General features: G+C 60.8%; 16 protein-coding genes and 3 pseudogenes. 11 read left to right on the top strand and 8 right to left on the bottom strand.

Annotation, left to right across the window (positions count from 1 at the left end; genetic code table 11):
• The first annotated feature begins 43 nt into the window (after positions 1–43).
• The 4 genes from glnP to PH551_RS17115 are packed head-to-tail and all read left to right on the top strand — an operon-like array spanning position 44 to position 3,399.
• Entirely contained in the window at positions 44–700 is a 657-nt protein-coding gene (glnP, locus tag PH551_RS17100) for a glutamine ABC transporter permease GlnP (protein ID WP_285193901.1), read from the top strand.
• Positions 697–1,425: a glutamine ABC transporter ATP-binding protein GlnQ gene (gene glnQ / locus PH551_RS17105; protein ID WP_085780844.1), complete on the top strand. Its 729-nt coding sequence runs from the start codon at positions 697–699 to the stop codon at positions 1,423–1,425. Before glnP ends, glnQ begins: the two co-directional genes overlap by 4 nt.
• Complete coding sequence (locus PH551_RS17110; RefSeq protein WP_085780843.1) at positions 1,415–2,461, top strand: C45 family autoproteolytic acyltransferase/hydrolase; 1,047 nt, start codon at positions 1,415–1,417, stop codon at positions 2,459–2,461. Before glnQ ends, PH551_RS17110 begins: the two co-directional genes overlap by 11 nt.
• Before the next feature lie 14 nt (positions 2,462–2,475).
• Positions 2,476–3,399 carry a MurR/RpiR family transcriptional regulator gene (locus tag PH551_RS17115; RefSeq protein WP_085780842.1) on the top strand — a complete coding sequence of 308 codons (924 nt, stop codon included), beginning with the start codon at positions 2,476–2,478 and terminating at the stop codon, positions 3,397–3,399.
• Between the two features lie 102 nt (positions 3,400–3,501).
• Here the strand turns inward: PH551_RS17115 and PH551_RS17120 are convergent, their stop codons facing one another.
• Both PH551_RS17120 and PH551_RS17125 read right to left on the bottom strand, forming a co-directional pair.
• Entirely contained in the window at positions 3,502–4,662 is a 1,161-nt protein-coding gene (locus PH551_RS17120; RefSeq protein WP_085780841.1) for a M24 family metallopeptidase, read from the bottom strand.
• Between the two features lie 50 nt (positions 4,663–4,712).
• Entirely contained in the window at positions 4,713–5,417 is a 705-nt protein-coding gene (locus PH551_RS17125) for a GntR family transcriptional regulator (protein ID WP_285193903.1), read from the bottom strand.
• 137 nt (positions 5,418–5,554) lie between these two features.
• Between PH551_RS17125 and PH551_RS17130 the strand changes: the two genes are divergently transcribed.
• Positions 5,555–6,466 carry a dihydrodipicolinate synthase family protein gene (locus tag PH551_RS17130; protein WP_085780839.1) on the top strand — a complete coding sequence of 304 codons (912 nt, stop codon included), beginning with the start codon at positions 5,555–5,557 and terminating at the stop codon, positions 6,464–6,466.
• Positions 6,467–6,519: 53 nt separating this feature from the next.
• Here the strand turns inward: PH551_RS17130 and PH551_RS17135 are convergent, their stop codons facing one another.
• The gene (locus PH551_RS17135) at positions 6,520–7,578 is read right to left on the bottom strand and encodes a LacI family DNA-binding transcriptional regulator (RefSeq protein WP_085780838.1); all 1,059 of its coding nucleotides are present in this window, start codon (positions 7,576–7,578) and stop codon (positions 6,520–6,522) included.
• Between the two features lie 143 nt (positions 7,579–7,721).
• Between PH551_RS17135 and PH551_RS17140 the strand changes: the two genes are divergently transcribed.
• The 5 genes from PH551_RS17140 (at position 7,722) to PH551_RS17160 (ending at position 14,111) form a co-directional block, all read left to right on the top strand.
• On the top strand, positions 7,722–10,043 hold the full coding sequence (locus PH551_RS17140) for an alpha-L-rhamnosidase (protein WP_285193904.1): 2,322 nt from the start codon (positions 7,722–7,724) through the stop codon (positions 10,041–10,043).
• A gap of 37 nt (positions 10,044–10,080) precedes the next feature.
• Positions 10,081–11,364 carry an ABC transporter substrate-binding protein gene (locus PH551_RS17145; RefSeq protein WP_285193905.1) on the top strand — a complete coding sequence of 428 codons (1,284 nt, stop codon included), beginning with the start codon at positions 10,081–10,083 and terminating at the stop codon, positions 11,362–11,364.
• A 62-nt stretch (positions 11,365–11,426) separates the two neighbouring features.
• The gene (locus tag PH551_RS17150) at positions 11,427–12,305 is read left to right on the top strand and encodes a carbohydrate ABC transporter permease (protein ID WP_285193906.1); all 879 of its coding nucleotides are present in this window, start codon (positions 11,427–11,429) and stop codon (positions 12,303–12,305) included.
• A complete protein-coding gene (locus PH551_RS17155; protein ID WP_085780834.1) occupies positions 12,302–13,129 on the top strand; it encodes a carbohydrate ABC transporter permease in 828 nt (275 codons plus the stop codon). Before PH551_RS17150 ends, PH551_RS17155 begins: the two co-directional genes overlap by 4 nt.
• Positions 13,130–13,133: 4 nt before the next feature.
• Positions 13,134–14,111 carry an ABC transporter ATP-binding protein gene (locus PH551_RS17160; RefSeq protein ID WP_285193907.1) on the top strand — a complete coding sequence of 326 codons (978 nt, stop codon included), beginning with the start codon at positions 13,134–13,136 and terminating at the stop codon, positions 14,109–14,111.
• A gap of 61 nt (positions 14,112–14,172) precedes the next feature.
• Here PH551_RS17160 and PH551_RS17165 read toward each other — a convergent pair.
• A pseudogene (locus PH551_RS17165) lies at positions 14,173–14,467 on the bottom strand (type II toxin-antitoxin system RelE/ParE family toxin).
• A 49-nt stretch (positions 14,468–14,516) separates the two neighbouring features.
• Positions 14,517–14,767, bottom strand: a pseudogene (locus tag PH551_RS32920) (transcriptional regulator).
• Positions 14,768–14,880: 113 nt separating this feature from the next.
• Between PH551_RS32920 and PH551_RS17170 the strand changes: the two are divergent.
• Positions 14,881–15,168, top strand: a pseudogene (locus tag PH551_RS17170) (FAD-dependent oxidoreductase); the annotation flags it as partial.
• A gap of 34 nt (positions 15,169–15,202) precedes the next feature.
• Here the strand turns inward: PH551_RS17170 and PH551_RS17175 are convergent.
• Genes PH551_RS17175 through PH551_RS17185 form a run of 3 tightly spaced genes read right to left on the bottom strand, consistent with a single transcriptional unit; the run spans position 15,203 to position 18,544 of the window.
• The gene (locus PH551_RS17175) at positions 15,203–16,657 is read right to left on the bottom strand and encodes an NAD-dependent succinate-semialdehyde dehydrogenase (RefSeq protein ID WP_285193908.1); all 1,455 of its coding nucleotides are present in this window, start codon (positions 16,655–16,657) and stop codon (positions 15,203–15,205) included.
• Between the two features lie 10 nt (positions 16,658–16,667).
• Positions 16,668–17,747 carry an ABC transporter ATP-binding protein gene (locus PH551_RS17180; protein ID WP_085780831.1) on the bottom strand — a complete coding sequence of 360 codons (1,080 nt, stop codon included), beginning with the start codon at positions 17,745–17,747 and terminating at the stop codon, positions 16,668–16,670.
• On the bottom strand, positions 17,744–18,544 hold the full coding sequence (locus PH551_RS17185; RefSeq protein WP_085780830.1) for an ABC transporter permease: 801 nt from the start codon (positions 18,542–18,544) through the stop codon (positions 17,744–17,746). The genes PH551_RS17180 and PH551_RS17185 overlap by 4 nt, the downstream gene beginning before the upstream one ends.
• Between the last annotated feature and the right edge of the window lies 1 nt (position 18,545).

The raw sequence follows: 18,545 nt of genomic DNA on the forward strand, positions 1-18,545 counted from the left end.
GCCGGCCCTGCCGGCGCTCCTTTCCCGCTTGGAGATGCTTCGCATGGAATTCGACTGGTCTGTCGTTTGGCAAGCACTGCCGGAACTGTTCAAGGGCGCACAACTCACGGTCATGATCGCGCTCGCCGGGCTTGTCGGCGGCCTCGTTATCGGCCTTGTTGCCGGCCTGATGCGCGCCTATGGCAATATCGTCGTGAACGGCATCGCATTGATATATATCGAACTCATCCGTGGCACGCCGATCGTCGTGCAGGTGATGTTCATCTACTTCGCACTACCGCTGATCGCCGATATCAGGATCAATCCGATGACGGCGGCGATCACTTCGATCATCGTCAACGCGAGCGCCTACATCGCCGAAATCGTCCGGGGATCGTTCCTGTCCATTCACAAAGGGTTGAGGGAAGCAGGCCTCGCGCTGGGTCTGCCCCTCTGGAAGGTGCTGTTCTACGTTGTCGGGCCACTGGCCTTCCGGCGCATGATCCCGGCGCTCGGAAATCAGTTCATCGTCAGTTTGAAGGACACATCCCTGTTCATCGTTATCGGCGTCGGCGAACTGACCCGCCAAGGCCAGGAAATCATGGCGGCGAACTTTCGCGCCGTCGAGATCTGGTCGGCCGTTGCCGTGTTCTATCTGATTATGACCGGAGCGCTGACCCTCCTCCTGCGCGTAACCGAGAAGAGGATGCGGATCCTATGAGCCTCGTCGAATTTAAAAAGGTCACCAAGAATTTTGGGCCGGTTTCAGTCTTGAAAGATGTCGACCTCGAGATTGGCAAGGGCGAAGTCGTCGTGCTGATCGGCCCGTCAGGATCGGGGAAATCCACCCTGCTGCGCTGTATAAACGCGCTTGAGGAGATCAGCGGCGGGGATCTGATCGTCGATGGAATAAGCGTCCGGGAAAGCCGTTCGAAAGTCCGGCTGATCCGGCAGGAGGCCGGGATGGTGTTTCAGCAGTTCAATCTGTTCCCGCAGATGACCGCGCTTGAGAATGTTGCGTTCGGTCCGCGCAGGGTTCGCAAACTCGGCAAGGCAGAGGCAACCGAGCAGGCATCGGCCCTGCTTGCGAAGGTCGGACTTGCCGATCGCGGCCATCATTATCCATCGGAGTTATCAGGCGGCCAGCAGCAACGTGTCGCCATTGCGCGTGCCCTGGCGGTGAAACCGAAGTTGATGCTGTTCGACGAGCCGACCTCGGCGCTCGATCCGGAACTGCGCCATGAGGTGCTGCGCGTCATGCAATCGCTGGCCGAAGAGGGCATGACGATGATCGTGGTGACACACGAAATCGGTTTTGCCCGCCAGGTCGGAACAAGGCTGATCTTCATGGAAAACGGCGACATCGCCGTCGACGGCGATCCGGCCCTTCTTCTCGACAACCCCGAAAACCCACGTCTCCGCGAGTTCCTGCAGCATGTCCACTGATACCGCCCATCGCCTTGCCAGCCTGACCCTGAGGGGTAGCCACTACGATATCGGTCAAGGTCTCGGGCGCCAGGGCGCTGCCCTCGTTCACGCTCATCTCGTCAAGACCTATGCCTGGGCAACGGTGATGGCATTCAAGCACGACGACCGGGTACGGATGGCAAGATCGCTGGTCGAACAGCACTATCCGCACTATTGGCAGGAGCTCTCCGGCCTGGCGGACGGACTGGGGCTGCCCTTCGACGACGTCCTTGCGTGGAACTGTAGAGGCGACCTCTGGGCAATGGCGCCGGATGGCTGCACCACCGTTCAGATGCCAGGCCGGTTCCCGGTCGTCGCCCATAATGAGGACGGTGATCCAGGCTTGCGACCGGGATGCGCACTGGCAACCATCGTCCCGGAACAAGGCCAGCCGTTCACGGCATTCGTCTATCCGGGCTCCATACCCGGACATACATTCGCGATCAATGGCAGCGGCCTCGTGCTGACCGTGAACAACATCCGCTCAAAACTTGGCGGAGACGGGTTGCCGCGCATGGTGCTGACCCGCGCCATCCTCGACTGCCCGACGATCGATGCTGCGCTGACTTTGCTTTCCGGTGCGCCCCGCTCCGGTGCGTTTCACCTGACGCTGGCGCAGGCAGGGCAATCCCGACTGGCCAGTGTCGAATTCACCCACAGGAATTGTTCGATCGCGGACATCACCAGCCCATCCATCCACGCGAACCATCTTGTGCATGCGGAGATGGCATCCGAGCCGCAAATCATAACAGGGTCGTCGAACTCACGTCAGGATCGCGGACAGGATATGCTCAACGCAAGCGATGAATCATTGGACCCACTGTCCATCCTTTGGGATCGAAAACGTCACGCGCTTCCGATCTATCGCTCCCAGCCCGACGATCCCGACAACGAGAACACGCTGGCGACCGCCGTGTTCAAGATCGGCAAGGACAGCATCGATTGGGCCGTTTATGATGGAGCGGGATCGGTGGCTCGTTTTGAGAATATGGGCCTAAAGATCGCGACAATGTGACATCGAGGCGGGGCATGACTGTGACGGATGAGGCTGCCGGATTTGCGAAGCCGGCGACAATTGAGGAGCTTCGGAACCTCACCGTGAGGATCAATCGTGAGAATGCCAATATCTCGCTCGGCAACAAGGCGCTCGATGTGCTGGCGAAGCTGGTGGACACGCCAGAGCAAACCGCGGTTCGCACCATATCCGAATTGGCCGACGCTCTCGGGGTGAATGCTTCGACATTGACACGGCTTTCGCAAAAGCTCGGTTTTGCCGGATTCAGCGATTTCCAGAGTGTTTTCCGCCAGGCGTTTTCCTCTGACGACAGGTACTTTTACAGCCGCCAGGCGGGTCGTCTGCTTTCCACGAAGGAAGACAGCGAGGAGGAATTGCATATCTTTGACCGACTTGGCCTGGAGACCAAGAACAACATCGACGGCTTTCTGGCTCAGATCGAGCCGAATTCGCTGCTTGAAGCCGCCGGTTTGCTTGCAAACGCCCGCCGCGTCAGGATCCATGGCGTCCGCCAATTCCATGCCTTCGCAAGCTTTCTGACCTATGGACTGGGGATGCTGCGCAGCGATGTCTCGCTGCTGGATGCGCCTCGTCTTGGCGTCGCCGAGGCCTTGGCCCAACTGGAGAAAGGCGATGTCGTCGTCGTTGCGAGCTGCGCGCCATACACACGCAGCGTCGCAAATGTGGCCGAAATCGCGGCGAAGCTCGGCCTCATCGTCATAGCGGTGACGGACACGCGCGCCTCCCCTCTCGTCGGCCCCTCGCGGCACGCATTTTTCGTGCCCCATGCGAGCAGCTTTTTCAGCAACAGCATGGGCGCCTATATCGTGTTCTGCGAAGGCTTGCTTAATCTTGTGGCCCGCGAACTTGGGGAGCGGGCCATTCAAGCTTTAGCCAAGCGCGAGGAGCTCATTTCCACAATGCGAATTGAAACTTGAACTTAGTCACTCACACCGCGTCGGGCCGAAGAAGCAGCCTCGCCGAAGTGGCCTTATGTAGGCTCGTTGTTCCGTTGCTACTCAAGGACCTAACCGGAGCGGCTAAGGCGTGGCGCCGTCTGCGGAGAACGGTTCGGTCGGTCCCCTCGCCGGCGCGGTGAACCAGCGCGGTCCCTCGGCTGTCATGTAGATATGGTCTTCCAGTCGGATCCCGAATTTCTCCGGAAAGACGATCATCGGTTCGTTGGAAAAACACATGCCGGCCGCAAGCGGGGTGTCGTTGCCGCGAACGATATAAGGCTCCTCGTGGATCTCGAGCCCGAGGCCATGACCGGCGCGATGCGGCAGCCCCGGCAGGCGATAGTCGGGGCCGAGCGAATGCTTGGCGAGCGCCTTGCGGGCCGCATCGTCGAGGCTCGAGCAGGCAGCGCCGATCCGGGCAGCGTCGAAGACGGCCTGCTGCGCCTCGCGCTCGATCCACCAGGCGCGCTCGAAGTCGCTGTTGCCGCCGCCGAGCATATAGGTTCTGGTGATATCGGAATGATAACCGTCGATCCGGCAGCCGGTGTCAACGAGAATGACGTCGTCGTCGCCGAGGGTCTGATCGCCGTCGGCGCCATGCGGCAGCGAGGTCGCTAGCCCGAAGGAGACGATTGCGAATGTCGAGCCGTCGTCGGCGCCGGCCTGGCGATGCTGCCGATCGATGAAATCGACCACCTCGGATGAGGTGATGCCCGGCTTCAACAGCGAATGCACCTGCCTGTGCACATTGAGCGTCAGGTTCATCGCATATTGAATCAGCGCAATCTCCGCGGCGGATTTGATGCGGCGCAGGCCGCGGATCAGCCGGCCGCCATCAGCGAGCCTGTCGGCGCCCATCGCCGCTGCCAGGGCGTGATAAAAGAAGAACGGCAAACCATCGTCGAGCGCGAGCCTGCCGCCTCGGCCGACAAGCCGGGAGATGAGGGCAGCACTGCTCTCCTCCTCTTCCCAGACCAGAATTTCCCCCGGCAGATGCGGCAGGGTTTCGACGCGGCTGCGCTCGAAGCCGGGAACGATATAGGAAACGGCCGTCGGCGTGACGAGCGCGCCGAGGAACCTTTCGCTCGCATGCCAGACGAGCCCCGTGAAGTAGCGCAAGCTTTCGGTCGGCCCGAGAAGCACGCCGGCCAGTCCTTCTGCGTCGATCGCTTCTCGAAGCCTGGTGAGGCGAACTTGCCGTTCGTCTTCAGTGATGCGGGGTACGGGGTGGTGCCACCACATGTCGTTTTCCTGTTCTTGCCGTTTCTGTTGTCCGCGCCGCGACCGGTGCTTTAGGACAGGCCGATCGCCACCGGCCGATCAAGGTCGCGGGCGAGATAGTCCTGGATCTGGCGGACGATCTGGCCGGCGTGGGCGATTGCCAGCCGATCGGCGCGCTCGGCGTCGCCGGCCTCGATGGCAGCGATGATTTCCTCGTGTTCATCGACATATTGTCGGGGCAGCCGGTCGTCGAAGGTCGAATAATAAAGGCGAAGTATGCGCCGGCCTTCGTCGAGCAGTTTTGCGAAAAAGGCCGTGTAATAGGTATTGCCGGCAAGCTCGGCGATCGCCACGTGGAATTCACGGTTGGCCTCGATCATCGCATAGGCGTCGCGCTTAGCAACCGCGCCGGCGAAGTCCTTCTGGTGCCGGCGGATGGTTTCCATGATCACGTCGTTCCGCCGCCCGGCGGCCCCGCGCGTCGTCACCCGGTACATCAGCGTCAGCGCTTCGAAATAGGTGGGCAGGTTGGCGAAATCGATCGGCGCAACGATCGTGTTCCGGTTCGGCAGCGTCGTGACCAGCCCGTCGGCGGCAAGGCGCAACAGCGCTTCGCGAATAGGTGTCCTCGACATTCCGAAACGTTCCGACAGCCGCACCTCATCGAGCGGGCTGCAGGGTTCCAGCGCCATCGACAGGATCTCCCGGCGCAGCGCGGCATAGATGCTCTGCGTGCCGGAACCGCGCACCCGCACATTTTCCACGTCGTTCTGCATGCGTCCCTCCCCTTGATGAGAGCCTTGTAATGCGTTTTGGCCGATTTCGGCAACGCCCCACGAATTTACAAATCATGGCGATTGTGTCTTGTCGACAGTTTGTATATAACAAATCGACTTTAACGGAGTTTCGATCGATGACAACAGGATGGAAGGGCGTATTTCCCGCCGTAACGACGCAGTTCAACGAAGATCTTTCCGTGGATCTTTCCGCAACCCAGCGTGTTCAGGACGCGCTCGTCAACGACGGCGTCAATGGGCTGATCGTCATGGGCACATGTGGTGAGAACAACTCGCTCGATCCCGATGAGAAGCGTACGATCCTCAAAGCCGCCGTCGAGGTCGTCAACGGCCGCGTCCCCGTCGTGACGGGCGTCTCCGAATTCGATACGCGCCGTGCCGTGGCCTATGCCCGCGACGCCGAAAAACTCGGCGCCGACGGGCTGATGCTGCTGCCGGCCATGGTTTATGTGCCGAAGCCCGAAGAGCTGATCGCGCATTTCCGCACCGTCGCCGAAGCGACCTCGCTGCCGATCATGCTCTACAACAATCCGCCGGCCTACCGCGTCAACATCGGCGCCGATGTGCTGAAGGTGCTTGCCGATGTGCCCAATATCAAGGCGGTCAAGGAAAGCGCGCCGGATCCGCGCCGCTTCACCGATCTCATCAACGAATTCGGCGACCGTTTCGATATCTTCGCCGGCCTCGACGACGTCGCGCTCGAAGGACTGATGCTCGGCGCCAAGGGCTGGGTCTCGGGGCTGACCAGCGCCTTCCCGGAGGAATCCGTGCAGCTCGTTGCCGCCGCCGAACGCGGCGATTGGGAAGAAGCCCGCAGGATCTACCGCTGGTTCATGCCGCTTCTGCATCTCGATGCCGAGCATGACCTCGTGCAGTCGATCAAGCTCGCCGAGCAGATCATGGGCCGCGGCTCGGAACGCGTACGCATGCCGCGCCTGCCGCTATCCGGCGCCCGCCGGGCGGAGGTTACCGCCATGGTCAAGAAGGCCGCCGCCACGCGTCCTTCGAAGTTCGGCAAGGCCGCCTGAGATTACGAGGCCGGCAGCGCAGATGAGCTGCCGGCCTTTCCATTTCTGGCGCTCTAAGTATCCGTGGCATTGCCGGATCGGGTCAGGCTGTTGCGGCTGACCAGCGACGGCATCTGGAAAATATGCTCCGCGCCGGTGCGGCCCTCTATTCTCGAAATCAACGTCCGGGTGGCGACCTGACCGAGTTCCCTGCCCGATTGATCGATGCTTGCGAGATTGACGAGGCCGAGCGCTGCGGTCGACGAATTGTCATATCCGATGACGGCAAGGTCCTCGGGCACACGCACACCCATCTCCATCGCCAGGCTCAGAAGAGTGATGGCGTCGAGATCGCTCCAGCAGAAAACGGCGCGCGGCTTGTTCTTTCTCGACAGGAACTTTCGCATCGTTTCCTCCCGCTTTGGCGGGGCGATCGGAATTTTGGTGATCGGCGCAGACGATCCCAGTCCGGCACGCTGCATCGCCCGGCGGAAGCCGATCTCGCGCTGGCGCACGACAGAGACCTGGTGCCCCTCACGCTCGCCGAGGCTCAGCATTTCGATGTCGCGATAGCCGCAGGCAAGCAGCGCTTCCACCGCAATCTCGGCTCCACGCTGGTCATCGGCATTGACCGTATCGAAGGCCGTGGCGCCGGCATCGTGATAACCGACGGCGACGATCGGTATCTGAGCCGCGAATTTTGCGATGATGTCCGAAGGCAGGCGCGGCGCAACCAGGATCAGGCCGTCCATCTTGTAGTCGATCATCGACTCGATCAACGACGTCTCCAGCTGTACGCGCGCATCACTGACGCCGATCATCGCCTGGTAATGCGAAGGCGCCAGCACGCCGTTTACGCCGGCAATCACCTCCGGCAGGAAGGGGTTGCGGATGTCGATCAAAAGCACGCCGATGGTGAAACTCCGGCCGCGCAACCCGCGCGCCGCCCGTGAGGGCCGATATCCAAGCGCTTCAATAGCGTCGGTCACTCTTGCCCGCAGCGCTTCGCTGACGCCGTAAGCGTTGCGCATCACCTTCGAGACCGCGGCGACCGATACGCCTGCATGCGTTGCCACCGTCCGGATCGTCACGCGATCATTTCGTTGCAGTCTTTTTTTCTCTTCGATCGACATGAAATCTCTGGACTTGCGCTGCGGGCGGTCACAATCGCCCTTAGAAACACCATGGCAGACTGGTGACGAAATTTCTATTGCACTTCCGAAAAAAATGTAGAACGTTATATGGAGAACGTTCTACAGCTCTGCGGGAGGACTTGATGAACTTTCAGCCGGCAGCCATCGACGGCAATCTCGTTTATCGCGCCTGGTCCGGAGAGATGATCGCACCACTGTCGGACCGCGGCCAGGGAACGGCCGCAAGCTTCGTCTCGAAGACCTTCGATCATGACGGCACCGACCTTCCGATCGAACTCTTCATCTCGGCACTCGGCCTCTATCGCTGCTTCATCAACGGCACCCGCGTCGGCAACGATCTGCTGACGCCCGGCTGGACGAATTACGACGCCCGCATTGCCTATCAGCGATACGACATCTCGAGATTTCTGAAGTCAGGCATTAACCGGATAGAAATCTGGCTCGCCGATGGATGGTACCGCTCGCCCATCATGTGGGGCGCCCAGGCTATTCCCAACTGCTGGGGCGACAGGATCGGGGCCATTGCGGATCTGGTCGGCCCCAGCGGCACCATTCTTTCTACCGATACGACCTGGCAAAGCGGCCTTCTGCCGATCCAGAAGTCGGGGATCTATTTCGGTGAGATTTACGATGCACGCCTGGAAAAGGTCGCCGAAACCCACGGGACCGAGCGATTGCCGTTCGACACGGGGCTGCTCGTCGCGCATGAGACGACAGCGGTGCGGGAGCTGCAGCCGCTCGCCCCCATCGAAAGCTGGACCGATCATGAAGGCAGGACGATCTATGATTTCGGCCAGAATGTCGGCGGCTACGTCAGATACACGGTCCGTGGCGTCAGCGGCACCGAAGTACGGGTCGAGCACTCGGAAGTCCTTGGGCCGGAACGCCATTTCGACAATCGCAATTATCGCGCCGCCGCCGCGCATACCCTCTATACGCTCAGCGGAGGTGGTGACGAGACCTACGCGCCGCATTTCACCTTTCACGGCTTCCGTTATGCCAGGGTGACGATCAAAGGCGATGCGGAGATTGTTGAAATCGCCTCGATCCCAATCTCCTCGGTGCCGGAACCGGCGGGCGGCTTCACCTCGGGCAATCCTCTCGTCAATCGCCTGGTTGAAAATACCATCTGGTCGCAGCGCGCCAATTTCATCGAAGTGCCCACAGATTGCCCGCAACGCGACGAACGGCTCGGCTGGACGGGTGATGCCCAAGTCTTTGCCGCGACGGCCTGTTGGCTGAGCGACAGCCAGTCCTTCCTCAAGAAATATCTGCGCGATGTGATGGCCGACCAGCGCGAGGACGGCGCCGTTTCGCATTTCTCGCCCGACCCGACGCGTCTGCACCCCGGCAATTTCCCGGGCTATGCCGGCTCGACCGGCTGGGGCGACGCGATTGTCGTGATCCCCTGGGTCCTCTACACCCATTACGGCGACCGGTCCGTTCTTTCGGAATGCCTGGATTCCATGGTGCGCTGGGTCGATTTCGTCTGGTCCATCTCGGACGGCCCGATCGTCCATCCGCCCTCGCATTGGGGCGCCCGCGGCTTCACCTTCGGCGACTGGCTGCAGCCGGTCGGCGATAACAGAAAGCCGCGCCCGACCATTGCCGACGATTGTGCGGCGACCCTCTACCACTTCATTTCGACGGATCTTCTAGCAAAGGTCGCTGGCGTTCTCGGCGAGCATGCGCTCGAAGAGCAGATGAAGGGCCGCGCCGACAAGATCCGGCTGGCTTTTGCCAACGAGTTCATCACGCCGGCCGGGCGGCTCGCCCATAACGATCAGACATCCTATGCGCTGGCCTTCCTGTATGACCTGATACCGGGTGAGCATCATGAGGCCGCCCGGCGACATTTCAGGCAGGTGGTCGTCGATGCCGACTACAAGATCGGCACCGGCTTCATCGGCACGCCGGCCCTTTTGCCGGCGCTGACGAAACTCGGCATGGACGACCTCGCCGAAAAAGTCTTCCTGCAGGAGGATGTGCCGGGCTGGCTCTACCAGGTTTCAAAGGGGGCGACGACGATCTGGGAGCGCTGGGATTCGATGGCGCCCGACGGCACCATCTACGAACCCGACATGAACAGCTATAACCACTATGCCTATGGCGCGGTCTGCCAATGGCTGTTCGAATGTGTCGCCGGCATTTCGCCGAGCCCAGCCGCACCCGGCTTTGCCGAAGTGATCGTCGACCCGAAGCCGATCCCGTCGCTTTCGCCGGTTTCGACCTATCACGATATCAGCCAGGGGCGCATCGAGGCCGGCTGGCACTGCACCGGCAGCGAGGTCACCTATGTGCTGACGCTCCCGGAGGGTTGCGTCGGCCGCTTCCGGCCCGGCCGGCGGCACCACAATGCGTCACTCAATGGCGAGCCTGTCATCGAGGAGGCGGTTCTTCCCCCAGGCACGCATAGGCTGGTCTTTTCCCTACCCGATTATTGAGGAGCATACAGGTCAAACCGTTCAGAGGAGGAACGTCATGACACATCGGATAAAGCTCATTCTTGCCGGCGCATCCGCGCTTCTGGCCTTGGCCGCGGCCGGCCCGTCGCAGGCCGAAGTCACGCTGTCATTCCTGATCGACAACAATCCCGATACGGTCGCGGCGACCGAGGCGCTGGTTGCCGCTTATCAAAGCAAGGCACCCGACGTGACGATCGAGATCGAGCAGCGGCCGGGCGGTGGCGAAGGCGACAATATCGTCAAGACGCGTCTGGCGACGGGGGAGATGTCCGATGTGTTCCTGTATAATTCCGGGTCGCTCTTGCAGGCGCTGAAGCCGACGCAAACGCTTGTCGATCTGAGCGGTCTCGCCTCGCAGGCGAAAGTGTCCGGCGACTTCAAGGCCGTCGTTAGTGCCGACGGCAAAGTCTATGGCGTTCCCTTCGGTACGGCGATGGCCGGCGGGATTCTCTACAACAGAAAGATCTACCAGGACCTCGGCCTCTCGGTGCCAAAGACATGGGCGGAGTTCATGGCGAACAACGCCAAGGTCAAGGCATCGGGCAAGGTCGCAGTCGCGCAAACCTATCGCGATACCTGGACCTCGCAGCTGTTCGTATTGGCCGACTATTACAACCTGCATGCTGCCGTTGCGAACTTCGCTGCCGACTATACCGCCAACAAGGCGAAATACGCAGAGACGCCGGCAGCGATGAAAGGCTTCGAACGCCTGAAGGAAGTTCATGACGCCGGGCTGATGAATGAAGACTTCGGCGCAGCAAGCTATGATGACGGGTTGAGAATGGTGGCCACTGGCGAGGCGGCGCACTATCCGATGCTGAGCTTTGCGGTCGGCGCAATTAAACAGAATTATCCTGAAAACCTCAGCGATGTCGGCTTCTTCGCCCAACCGAGCGATGAGGCAGCCACGAACGGCCTGACGGTCTGGATGCCGCCTGGCCTCTATATTCCGGCCACCAGCCAGCACGCCGAGGAAGCAAAGAAGTTCATTGATTTTGCCGGCAGCGTCGAAGGCTGCAAGGTGATGGTGGAAACCAACGCCGTGCAAGGGCCCTCCCTCGTCGACGGTTGCGATCTCCCGGCGGACGTGCCGCCTGCAATCAAGGACATGCTTCCTTATTTCGAGGCTAAGGACAAAACGACGCCAGCGCTGGAGTTCGTTTCGCCGGTCAAGGGCCCGGCTTTGGAGCAGATCACCGTCGAAGTCGGCTCCGGCATCCGTCAGCCTGCGGAAGCCGCCAAGCTCTATGACGAGGATGTGCGCAAACAGGCCAAGCAACTCGCCCTGCCCAACTGGTAGCGGACGCTCGGGTCATCAACCTCGCTCCTGAAGGGCGAGGTTTCCCGATCGAAGAGGTAGTCATGACCGAGATACGCCCGCGCTCGCGCAATTCGCCCTACCCCCTATGGTTTTTTATCCCCGCCGCCATCATTTACGGCGTGCTGTTCCTTTTTCCGACCATATCGTCTCTCTGGTACAGCCTGACGCGCTGGGATCTCTCGACAGCCCAATTTATCGGGCTTGAAAATTTCCAGCAGTTCTTTTCCGAACCGTTCCTGGTCAAGGGGCTGATCAACACGCTGATCTACGCGCTGACGACATCCGGCCTGAAAACGGTCTGCGGACTGCTGCTGGCCGTGCTGCTCACCAGCAATATCTTCGCCCGCGGTTTTCTGCGCACGCTGGTCTTCTTTCCCGTGCTGGTTTCGACGATCGGCATCGGCATCACCTTCACGGTCATGATGCATCCGACCAAGGGCATCATCAATGTTACGCTCGAGACGCTTGGAATGCCGGGGCCGGGATGGCTGACCAATCCGACGCTCGCGCTTTTTTCGGTGGCCCTGGTCGATGTTTGGAAGGGGGTCGGCCTTGCCACCCTGATCTTCATCGCCGGCCTTGCTGCGATCAGTCCCGACTATTATGAGGCCGCCAGGATCGACGGCGCCACACGGCTCCAGCAATTCGTTCGGATCACCCTGCCGCTCGTGCGCCCTGCCACCGTCATCGTCGTGACATTGTCGCTGATCGGCGGCTTGCGATCCTTCGACCTGATCTGGGCCATGACTCGCGGCGGCCCCGGTTTCTCCTCCGATGTGATCGCCTCGGTCATCTACAAGCAGTACCAGGCTGGCTTCTATGGTCTGTCGACGGCCGGAAACGTCATCCTGTTCGCGCTGATCGCCGTGATCATCCTGCCCTTCACCCTGTGGTTCAACCGGCGCGAGGTCGAGGAATGAGAAGCGTCCGCCCCTATGTGACGGGTGCAATTGCCCTTGCCATCGGGGCGGTCATCTTCGTCATGCCTTTCGTTTTCGTCGCTCTGCAGGCGGTGAAATCCAAATCGGAGGCCTCCCGCCTCGATTTCGAACTTCCTGAGCATTGGCTGTTCTGGGACAATCTCGTCGCCGTCTTCAAGGCGCGCGACTATCAGCTCGTGCTCGCCTATTTCAATTCGACTCTGATCACGGTCGTTTCCGTCACTATCCTGATCCTGCTGTCGGCGATGGTCGGATATGTGATGCAGCGCCGCAAGACCGCATGGAACCGCGTGGCCTTCGCTGCGCTGTTCATGGGCCTGATGATGCCGCCGGCCGTTGTTCCCACCATCGGCCTTTTGCAGGACATCGGCCTCTTCAAGACCATGACCGGAATGATCCTGATCCAGGTTGCCTATAATCTCTCCTTTTCGGTCCTACTCTATCGGTCGTTCATTTCGACCATCCCGCGCGATCTCGACGAGGCGGCGCTGATCGACGGCGCCAAGCCCCGGCAGATCTTCTTCCGCGTGGTCCTGCCGCTGCTGAAGCCGGTGACCGTGACCAATATCGTCGTCCAGTCGATCGCGATCTTCAACGATTTCACCAATCCGCTCTATTACCTGCCGGGCAAGGAGAATGTGACGGTGCAGCTGACGCTCTATAATTTCCAGAGCATGTATTCGAGCCAGTACAATCTGCTCTTCATGAACATCCTCCTCGTAACGATCCCGCCGCTGATCGTATTCATCTTCTTCAACCGCCAGATCGTCGCGGGCATGACGGCGGGCGGAGTCAAAGGGTAGCAGAATGGCTGAACTCAGTCTCAAACAGGTTCGCAAGAGCTTCGGCGCACTTGAAGTCATCAAGGGGATCGATCTGGAGGTTGCCTCTGGCGAATTCGTCGTCTTCGTCGGCCCGTCGGGATGCGGGAAGTCGACGCTGCTGCGCATCATCGCCGGCCTGGAAGAGACGACCTCGGGTAGGCTGACCATCAGCGGCAAGGACGTGACCTATGCGGAACCTTCCGAGCGAGGCATCGCCATGGTGTTCCAGAGCTATGCGCTCTACCCGCATATGACGGTTGCCGAGAATATCGGCTTCGGACTTTCGCTCGCCCGCCGCCCGAAGGCTGAGATCGCCGAGAAGGTCGCGGCAGCAGCCGAAACGCTGCAGCTCACTCATCTGCTGCAGAGAAAGCCGAAAGCGCTTTCCGGCGGCCAGAGGCAGCGCGTCGCCATCGGTCGGGCGATCGTGCGCGATCCCAAGGTTTTCCTGTTCGACGAGCCGCTCTCCAATCTCGATGCCTCGCTGCGGGCACAGATGCGCCTGGAGATCTCGGAACTCCACGCCCGTTTAAAATCGACGATGATCTATGTCACCCACGACCAGGTGGAGGCGATGACGATGGCCGACAAGATCGTCGTTTTGAACGGTGGCGCCGTCGAGCAGATCGGCAGCCCGATGGAGCTCTACCGCAATCCCGCCACACCCTTCGTTGCCGGCTTCATCGGCAGCCCGAAAATGAACCTCTATGGCGGCGAGACGGCACGGCGAATGAACTGCACGACCTACGGCATCCGCCCGGAACATATCAGGCTTTCGGAAGGCACCGGCCAGTGGCAAGGCAGAATCCGACATGTGGAACGGCTCGGCGCCGACGCGATCCTCTATCTCGATGTCCCCGAACTAGGCGAAATGATCGTGCGTGCCGAAGGCGAGACGCCGTTTGCATCAGGTATGACGGTCTGGGCAAATCCGATGGAGGGAGCGGAGCACTGGTTCTGAGACCGGGTTAAAGCCCACATCGAGGAGCAATCCTACCGACCGAAGATCCCGCCCCTCACGGTTATTTGTTTAAGAGAGCCGCCAGATCCTCTTTGAGCCGGACCGGCTGATTCATCCGTTCGTGAAGAATGCTCATGACACCGAGATCGCCTTTCTTAAGCTCGCGAAAGAACACAGTGATGCTCATAGCGGCCGAAATAGGCTGAACGCTTGATGTCTGCCGGAACTGCCAGACGTTGCGGAAGTTGTCGCCAGATCGACCGATCCTCGCACAAACGCTGCAAATAGGCGTGCAGCCCGAGAATATAGGCGTCCGCCTGCTTCTCTCCCCACGCCTCAACCGTGTCACGCCAAATCTTGTCCTGCGCTCCTCAGCGCGGATAAAATCAAATTGTCACCATCAGGCTATCGGCGCTTGTTGCGGCGGATGACGTCTTTGGCCGAAACCGCGACGAATTCGCTGTCTTCGGCCCGCATGGCCGGCGCGAGTTCCACTTGCAGCAAATCCCAGGCCTTATCACGCGTCTGCAGGTCGCGGCGAACGAGGGCACGAATATGCTCGTCGGCGTTTCATGGAGGCCGTCGTGGCCAACCTGCTGCTGGTTATGATCCTGCAATTTCCCGCTGACCTTCACATGAATACTACCGGGTGCCATGGGCATACCCTTCGTTCATCTTCTCGTGGGCAGCGTAGCATGTATTGTCATATTCATCACGATTAGGCCTACCGGTCCTCAGAACCGGTCGGGACGCAGCGGCGTGAGAGGTAGGCTGGACAGTCGCCACAGCCGATTGGTCGTCATTTTCCGATCTTGCCGCAGGGGTACTTGGAACGGCCGCCCTGCTGGCGGACCACCTGCCGGTTGAGAGAACAGGGACTGCGCCTCCTGAACAATCCAACGATGGCCATTCCTCTGCTCTCCCCCGCGAGATTACTGCGTTCGTCAACGCGACGCACAGCCTGGCACAGCTCGGAGTCTCTGCGCTACGGCGCCATGTCCGATTATGTTACGGCAGCGATTTACGAAGTAGGTCCCTGGCGGCGCAAAGCTTCGTCAGGATTTCCACGGGAAGCGCAAGCATCGACCAGCTCAGGCGATGCCGCCGAGGCATACATATTTGAGTTCGGTATATTCGTCCAATCCGTGGCTTGACCCTTCGCGGCCGAGACCCGACATCTTGACGCCGCCGAACGGCGCTTCCGCCGTCGAGACGAGACCGGTATTGACGCCAACCATCCCATATTCCAGCGCTTCGGCGACGCGAAACACCCGCGACAGGTCGCGCGCGTAAAAATAAGAAGCCAGGCCGAACTCTGTATCGTTCGCTTGCTCGATGACGTCCTGCTCGTCGCGGAAACGGAAAAGTGGGGCAAGTGGCCCGAAGGTTTCCTCGCGCGCGACCTGCATGCCGGCATCGACATCGCGCAGGATCGTCGGTTCGAAGAAATGACCGCCAAGCGCGTGGCGCTTGCCTCCCGAAACGATCCCGGCACCCTTTGCAACGGCATCCTGAATATGGCTTTCGACCTTGGCGACGGCGTTGTCGTCGATGAGCGGGCCAAGCACGACGTCGCGTTCCAGCCCGTTGCCGACCTTCAATGCCGAAACGGCCGCGGCGAGCTTGGCGGCAAACGCCTCGTAGACGCTGTCCTGTACGTAAAGCCGGTTGGCGCAGACGCAGGTCTGGCCGTTGTTGCGGAACTTGGCGATGATCGCTCCTTCGACCGCGGCGTCGAGATCGGCGTCGTCGAACACGATGAAGGGCGCATTGCCGCCGAGCTCGAGACCAAGCTTCTTGATCGTCGGCGCGCATTGCCGGTAAAGCAGCTCGCCCGTCCGGGTGGAGCCCGTGAATGTCAGGACCCGAACGTCGCGGCTCGCAGTCAGCGCCCCGCCGATTGCGGCCGCATCTCCCGTGACGATGTTGAGCAGCCCCGCCGGCAGGCCGGCGCGCTCCGCGAGAACGGCGATCGCAATTGCGGAGAACGGCGTCTGCAGCGCCGGTTTGAGAACGACGGCGCAGCCGGCGGCAAGCGCGGGGCCGATCTTGCGGGTGATCATCGCGTTCGGGAAATTCCAGGGCGTGATCGCCGCCACGACGCCGGCCGGCTGGCGCAGAACGAGGATCCGCTTGTCCGGCTGATGTCCGGGTATGGTCTCGCCATTGATGCGTCTTGCCTCTTCGGCAAACCATTCGATGAAGCTCGCACCATAGGTGATCTCTCCCTTGGCTTCAGCGAGCGGCTTTCCCTGCTCCAGCGTCAGGATCATCGCCAGATCGTCGCGGTTTTCGATCATCAGGCGGTGCCATGCCTTGAGAACGGCGGCGCGTTCGCCTGCGGTCTTCTTGGCCCAAAGCTTCTGGGCGACCACGGCAGCCTGGATGGCCTCTTCCGTCTCCGCCGCACCGAAGTCGGGGACCGCGCCCAGCACCTCACCTGTCGCCGGATTGTGGACCATGGCCGCCCGGCGCCCTTCCACTTCGATCCAGCGATCGGCGATGGGGCAAGCCTGACGGAACAGCGAGGGATCATTGAGCTTCATGGGACAACTTTCAGCAGAATACGTGAGCGGCACCGGGATCGAAATCGAGATGGACTATATCTCCACGATTGAGCCCGGCAATAGCCTCATGTCCGAACGGCAAACGGACCGAAAGCGCCTCGCCTGTCACCGTCTCTGTGGAGACGTGGATATTGTTGCCGAGAAAGGTAATGTCGCTGACAGTCGCGGCAAGACCCGCGCCGGCGGCTCTGGCGCGCGACAGGCGGATGCGCTCCGGCCTCAGCATCAGCGCCGCCCGGGCGCCGGAGGTCCCTTTTCCATGCACCGGAATTTGATCGAAGATCGTCCCGCCTCCGAGCGCAATGGTGGCTTGTCCATCGGAGGATGACACCAGGTCGCAGGAAATGAAGTCGCTGTCGCCGATGAATTCGGCGACGAAGCGCGTCCGAGGATTGGCGTAGAGTTCAGGTCCCGTCCCGATCTGGTCGATGACGCCCTTCGAGAAGACAGCGATACGGTCGGAGAGCCGCAGCGCCTCCTCCTGGTCGTGCGTGACGTAGAGGATCGTCACTTCCGTCTGCTGGTGGATGCGGCGGATCTCATGCTGGATTTCCTCGCGCAGCTTCTTGTCGAGCGCCGACAGCGGCTCGTCCATCAACAGCACCGGCGGATCATAGGCAAGCGCTCTGGCAAGCGCGACGCGCTGCTGCTGGCCGCCGGACATTTGCGCCGGCTTGCGATCCTCGAAGCCTTCGAGGCGGACGAGGCGCAGCATCTCCTTCACCTTGCTGTCGATCTCAGTCTTCGACTTGCGCCTGACCTTTAACGGAAAGGCGATGTTTTCGCCGACGGTCAGATGCGGAAACAGCGTGTAGCGCTGGAACACCATGCCGATGTTGCGCTTGTGCGACGGCGTGGCGAGCAGGGTCTTGCCCTCGAGGGTAATGTCGCCTTTCGTGGGATTTTCAAAGCCGGCTAGGATGTAGAGCGTCGTGCTCTTGCCGGATCCGGACGGTCCGAGAAAGGTCAGGAACTCACCGCGCCGGACATCGAGATTGACGTCGTGCACGGCGACAACGGGGCCGTACTCCTTGCGTATGCCGCGGATCTGAAGGAATGGTTCGTTCATTGTTTCAGTACCTTACGCACGACGGCGACCAGCGCCATCAAGATGATCGTCAAAAGGATGAGAAGGGTGGACGCGGCTGCGACGACAGGCGTCAGATCCTGCCGCAGCGTCGCCCATACCTTCACGGGCAGCGTCTGCAGGGTCGGGCTGGACATGAAGATCGCCACTACCACCTCGTCCCAGGATGTCAGGAAGGAGAAGACGGCCGCCGAAAACAACCCGTGGCTGATTGCGGGAAGCGTGACCCTGATCTTCGCTTCCAAGGGCGAGGCGCCGCAGAGCACCGCCGCATCCTCGATCGACTTGTCGAAACCTTCGAGCGCACTCGATATGGACAGGATCGAGAAGGGCAGCGCCAGCACCAGGTGCGCAATGACAAAGCCCGTCAGCGTGCCACCAAGACCGATCCTCAAGAAGAAGGCGTACAGCGCGACCGCGAGAACCACGACCGGCAGGATCATCGGTGTGAGGAACAGCGCCTTCAGCGCATCGCGGAACAGGAACGAACCGCGCACCAGCCCGAAGGACGTCACCAGCCCGAGCAGCACCGACAGGATCGTCACAATGACCGCGATCTTGAAGCTCGTCAAAGCTGATTCCAGCCATCGCGGGTCGGCGAAGAGCTCGCTATACCACTGAAATGTCCAGCCCGGCGGCGGGAAGATCAACCATTGCGACGAGCCGAAGGACAGCGCCGCGATGAAGACGATCGGCAGCAGCAGGAAGGCGGCGGTCAGAAGCGTGATCGCCAGGAGGAGATATTTCCACCAGCCGAGACGGTCGAAATTGAGCAGCATC

The organism is Rhizobium atlanticum, from assembly GCF_030182485.1.
Lineage (GTDB): Bacteria > Pseudomonadota > Alphaproteobacteria > Rhizobiales > Rhizobiaceae > Rhizobium.

What these genes read in the sequence shown, in the direction of transcription:
- glnP (WP_285193901.1), top strand. Translation starts at nt 44, where the DNA reads ATGGAATTCGACTGGTCTGTCGTTTGGCAAGCACTGCCGGAACTGTTC.
- glnQ (WP_085780844.1), top strand. Translation starts at nt 697, where the DNA reads ATGAGCCTCGTCGAATTTAAAAAGGTCACCAAGAATTTTGGGCCGGTT.
- PH551_RS17110 (WP_085780843.1), top strand. Translation starts at nt 1,415, where the DNA reads ATGTCCACTGATACCGCCCATCGCCTTGCCAGCCTGACCCTGAGGGGT.
- PH551_RS17115 (WP_085780842.1), top strand. Translation starts at nt 2,476, where the DNA reads ATGACTGTGACGGATGAGGCTGCCGGATTTGCGAAGCCGGCGACAATT.
- PH551_RS17120 (WP_085780841.1), bottom strand. Translation starts at nt 4,662, where the DNA reads ATGTGGTGGCACCACCCCGTACCCCGCATCACTGAAGACGAACGGCAA.
- PH551_RS17125 (WP_285193903.1), bottom strand. Translation starts at nt 5,417, where the DNA reads ATGCAGAACGACGTGGAAAATGTGCGGGTGCGCGGTTCCGGCACGCAG.
- PH551_RS17130 (WP_085780839.1), top strand. Translation starts at nt 5,555, where the DNA reads ATGACAACAGGATGGAAGGGCGTATTTCCCGCCGTAACGACGCAGTTC.
- PH551_RS17135 (WP_085780838.1), bottom strand. Translation starts at nt 7,578, where the DNA reads ATGTCGATCGAAGAGAAAAAAAGACTGCAACGAAATGATCGCGTGACG.
- PH551_RS17140 (WP_285193904.1), top strand. Translation starts at nt 7,722, where the DNA reads ATGAACTTTCAGCCGGCAGCCATCGACGGCAATCTCGTTTATCGCGCC.
- PH551_RS17145 (WP_285193905.1), top strand. Translation starts at nt 10,081, where the DNA reads ATGACACATCGGATAAAGCTCATTCTTGCCGGCGCATCCGCGCTTCTG.
- PH551_RS17150 (WP_285193906.1), top strand. Translation starts at nt 11,427, where the DNA reads ATGACCGAGATACGCCCGCGCTCGCGCAATTCGCCCTACCCCCTATGG.
- PH551_RS17155 (WP_085780834.1), top strand. Translation starts at nt 12,302, where the DNA reads ATGAGAAGCGTCCGCCCCTATGTGACGGGTGCAATTGCCCTTGCCATC.
- PH551_RS17160 (WP_285193907.1), top strand. Translation starts at nt 13,134, where the DNA reads ATGGCTGAACTCAGTCTCAAACAGGTTCGCAAGAGCTTCGGCGCACTT.
- PH551_RS17175 (WP_285193908.1), bottom strand. Translation starts at nt 16,657, where the DNA reads ATGAAGCTCAATGATCCCTCGCTGTTCCGTCAGGCTTGCCCCATCGCC.
- PH551_RS17180 (WP_085780831.1), bottom strand. Translation starts at nt 17,747, where the DNA reads ATGAACGAACCATTCCTTCAGATCCGCGGCATACGCAAGGAGTACGGC.
- PH551_RS17185 (WP_085780830.1), bottom strand. Translation starts at nt 18,544, where the DNA reads ATGCTGCTCAATTTCGACCGTCTCGGCTGGTGGAAATATCTCCTCCTG.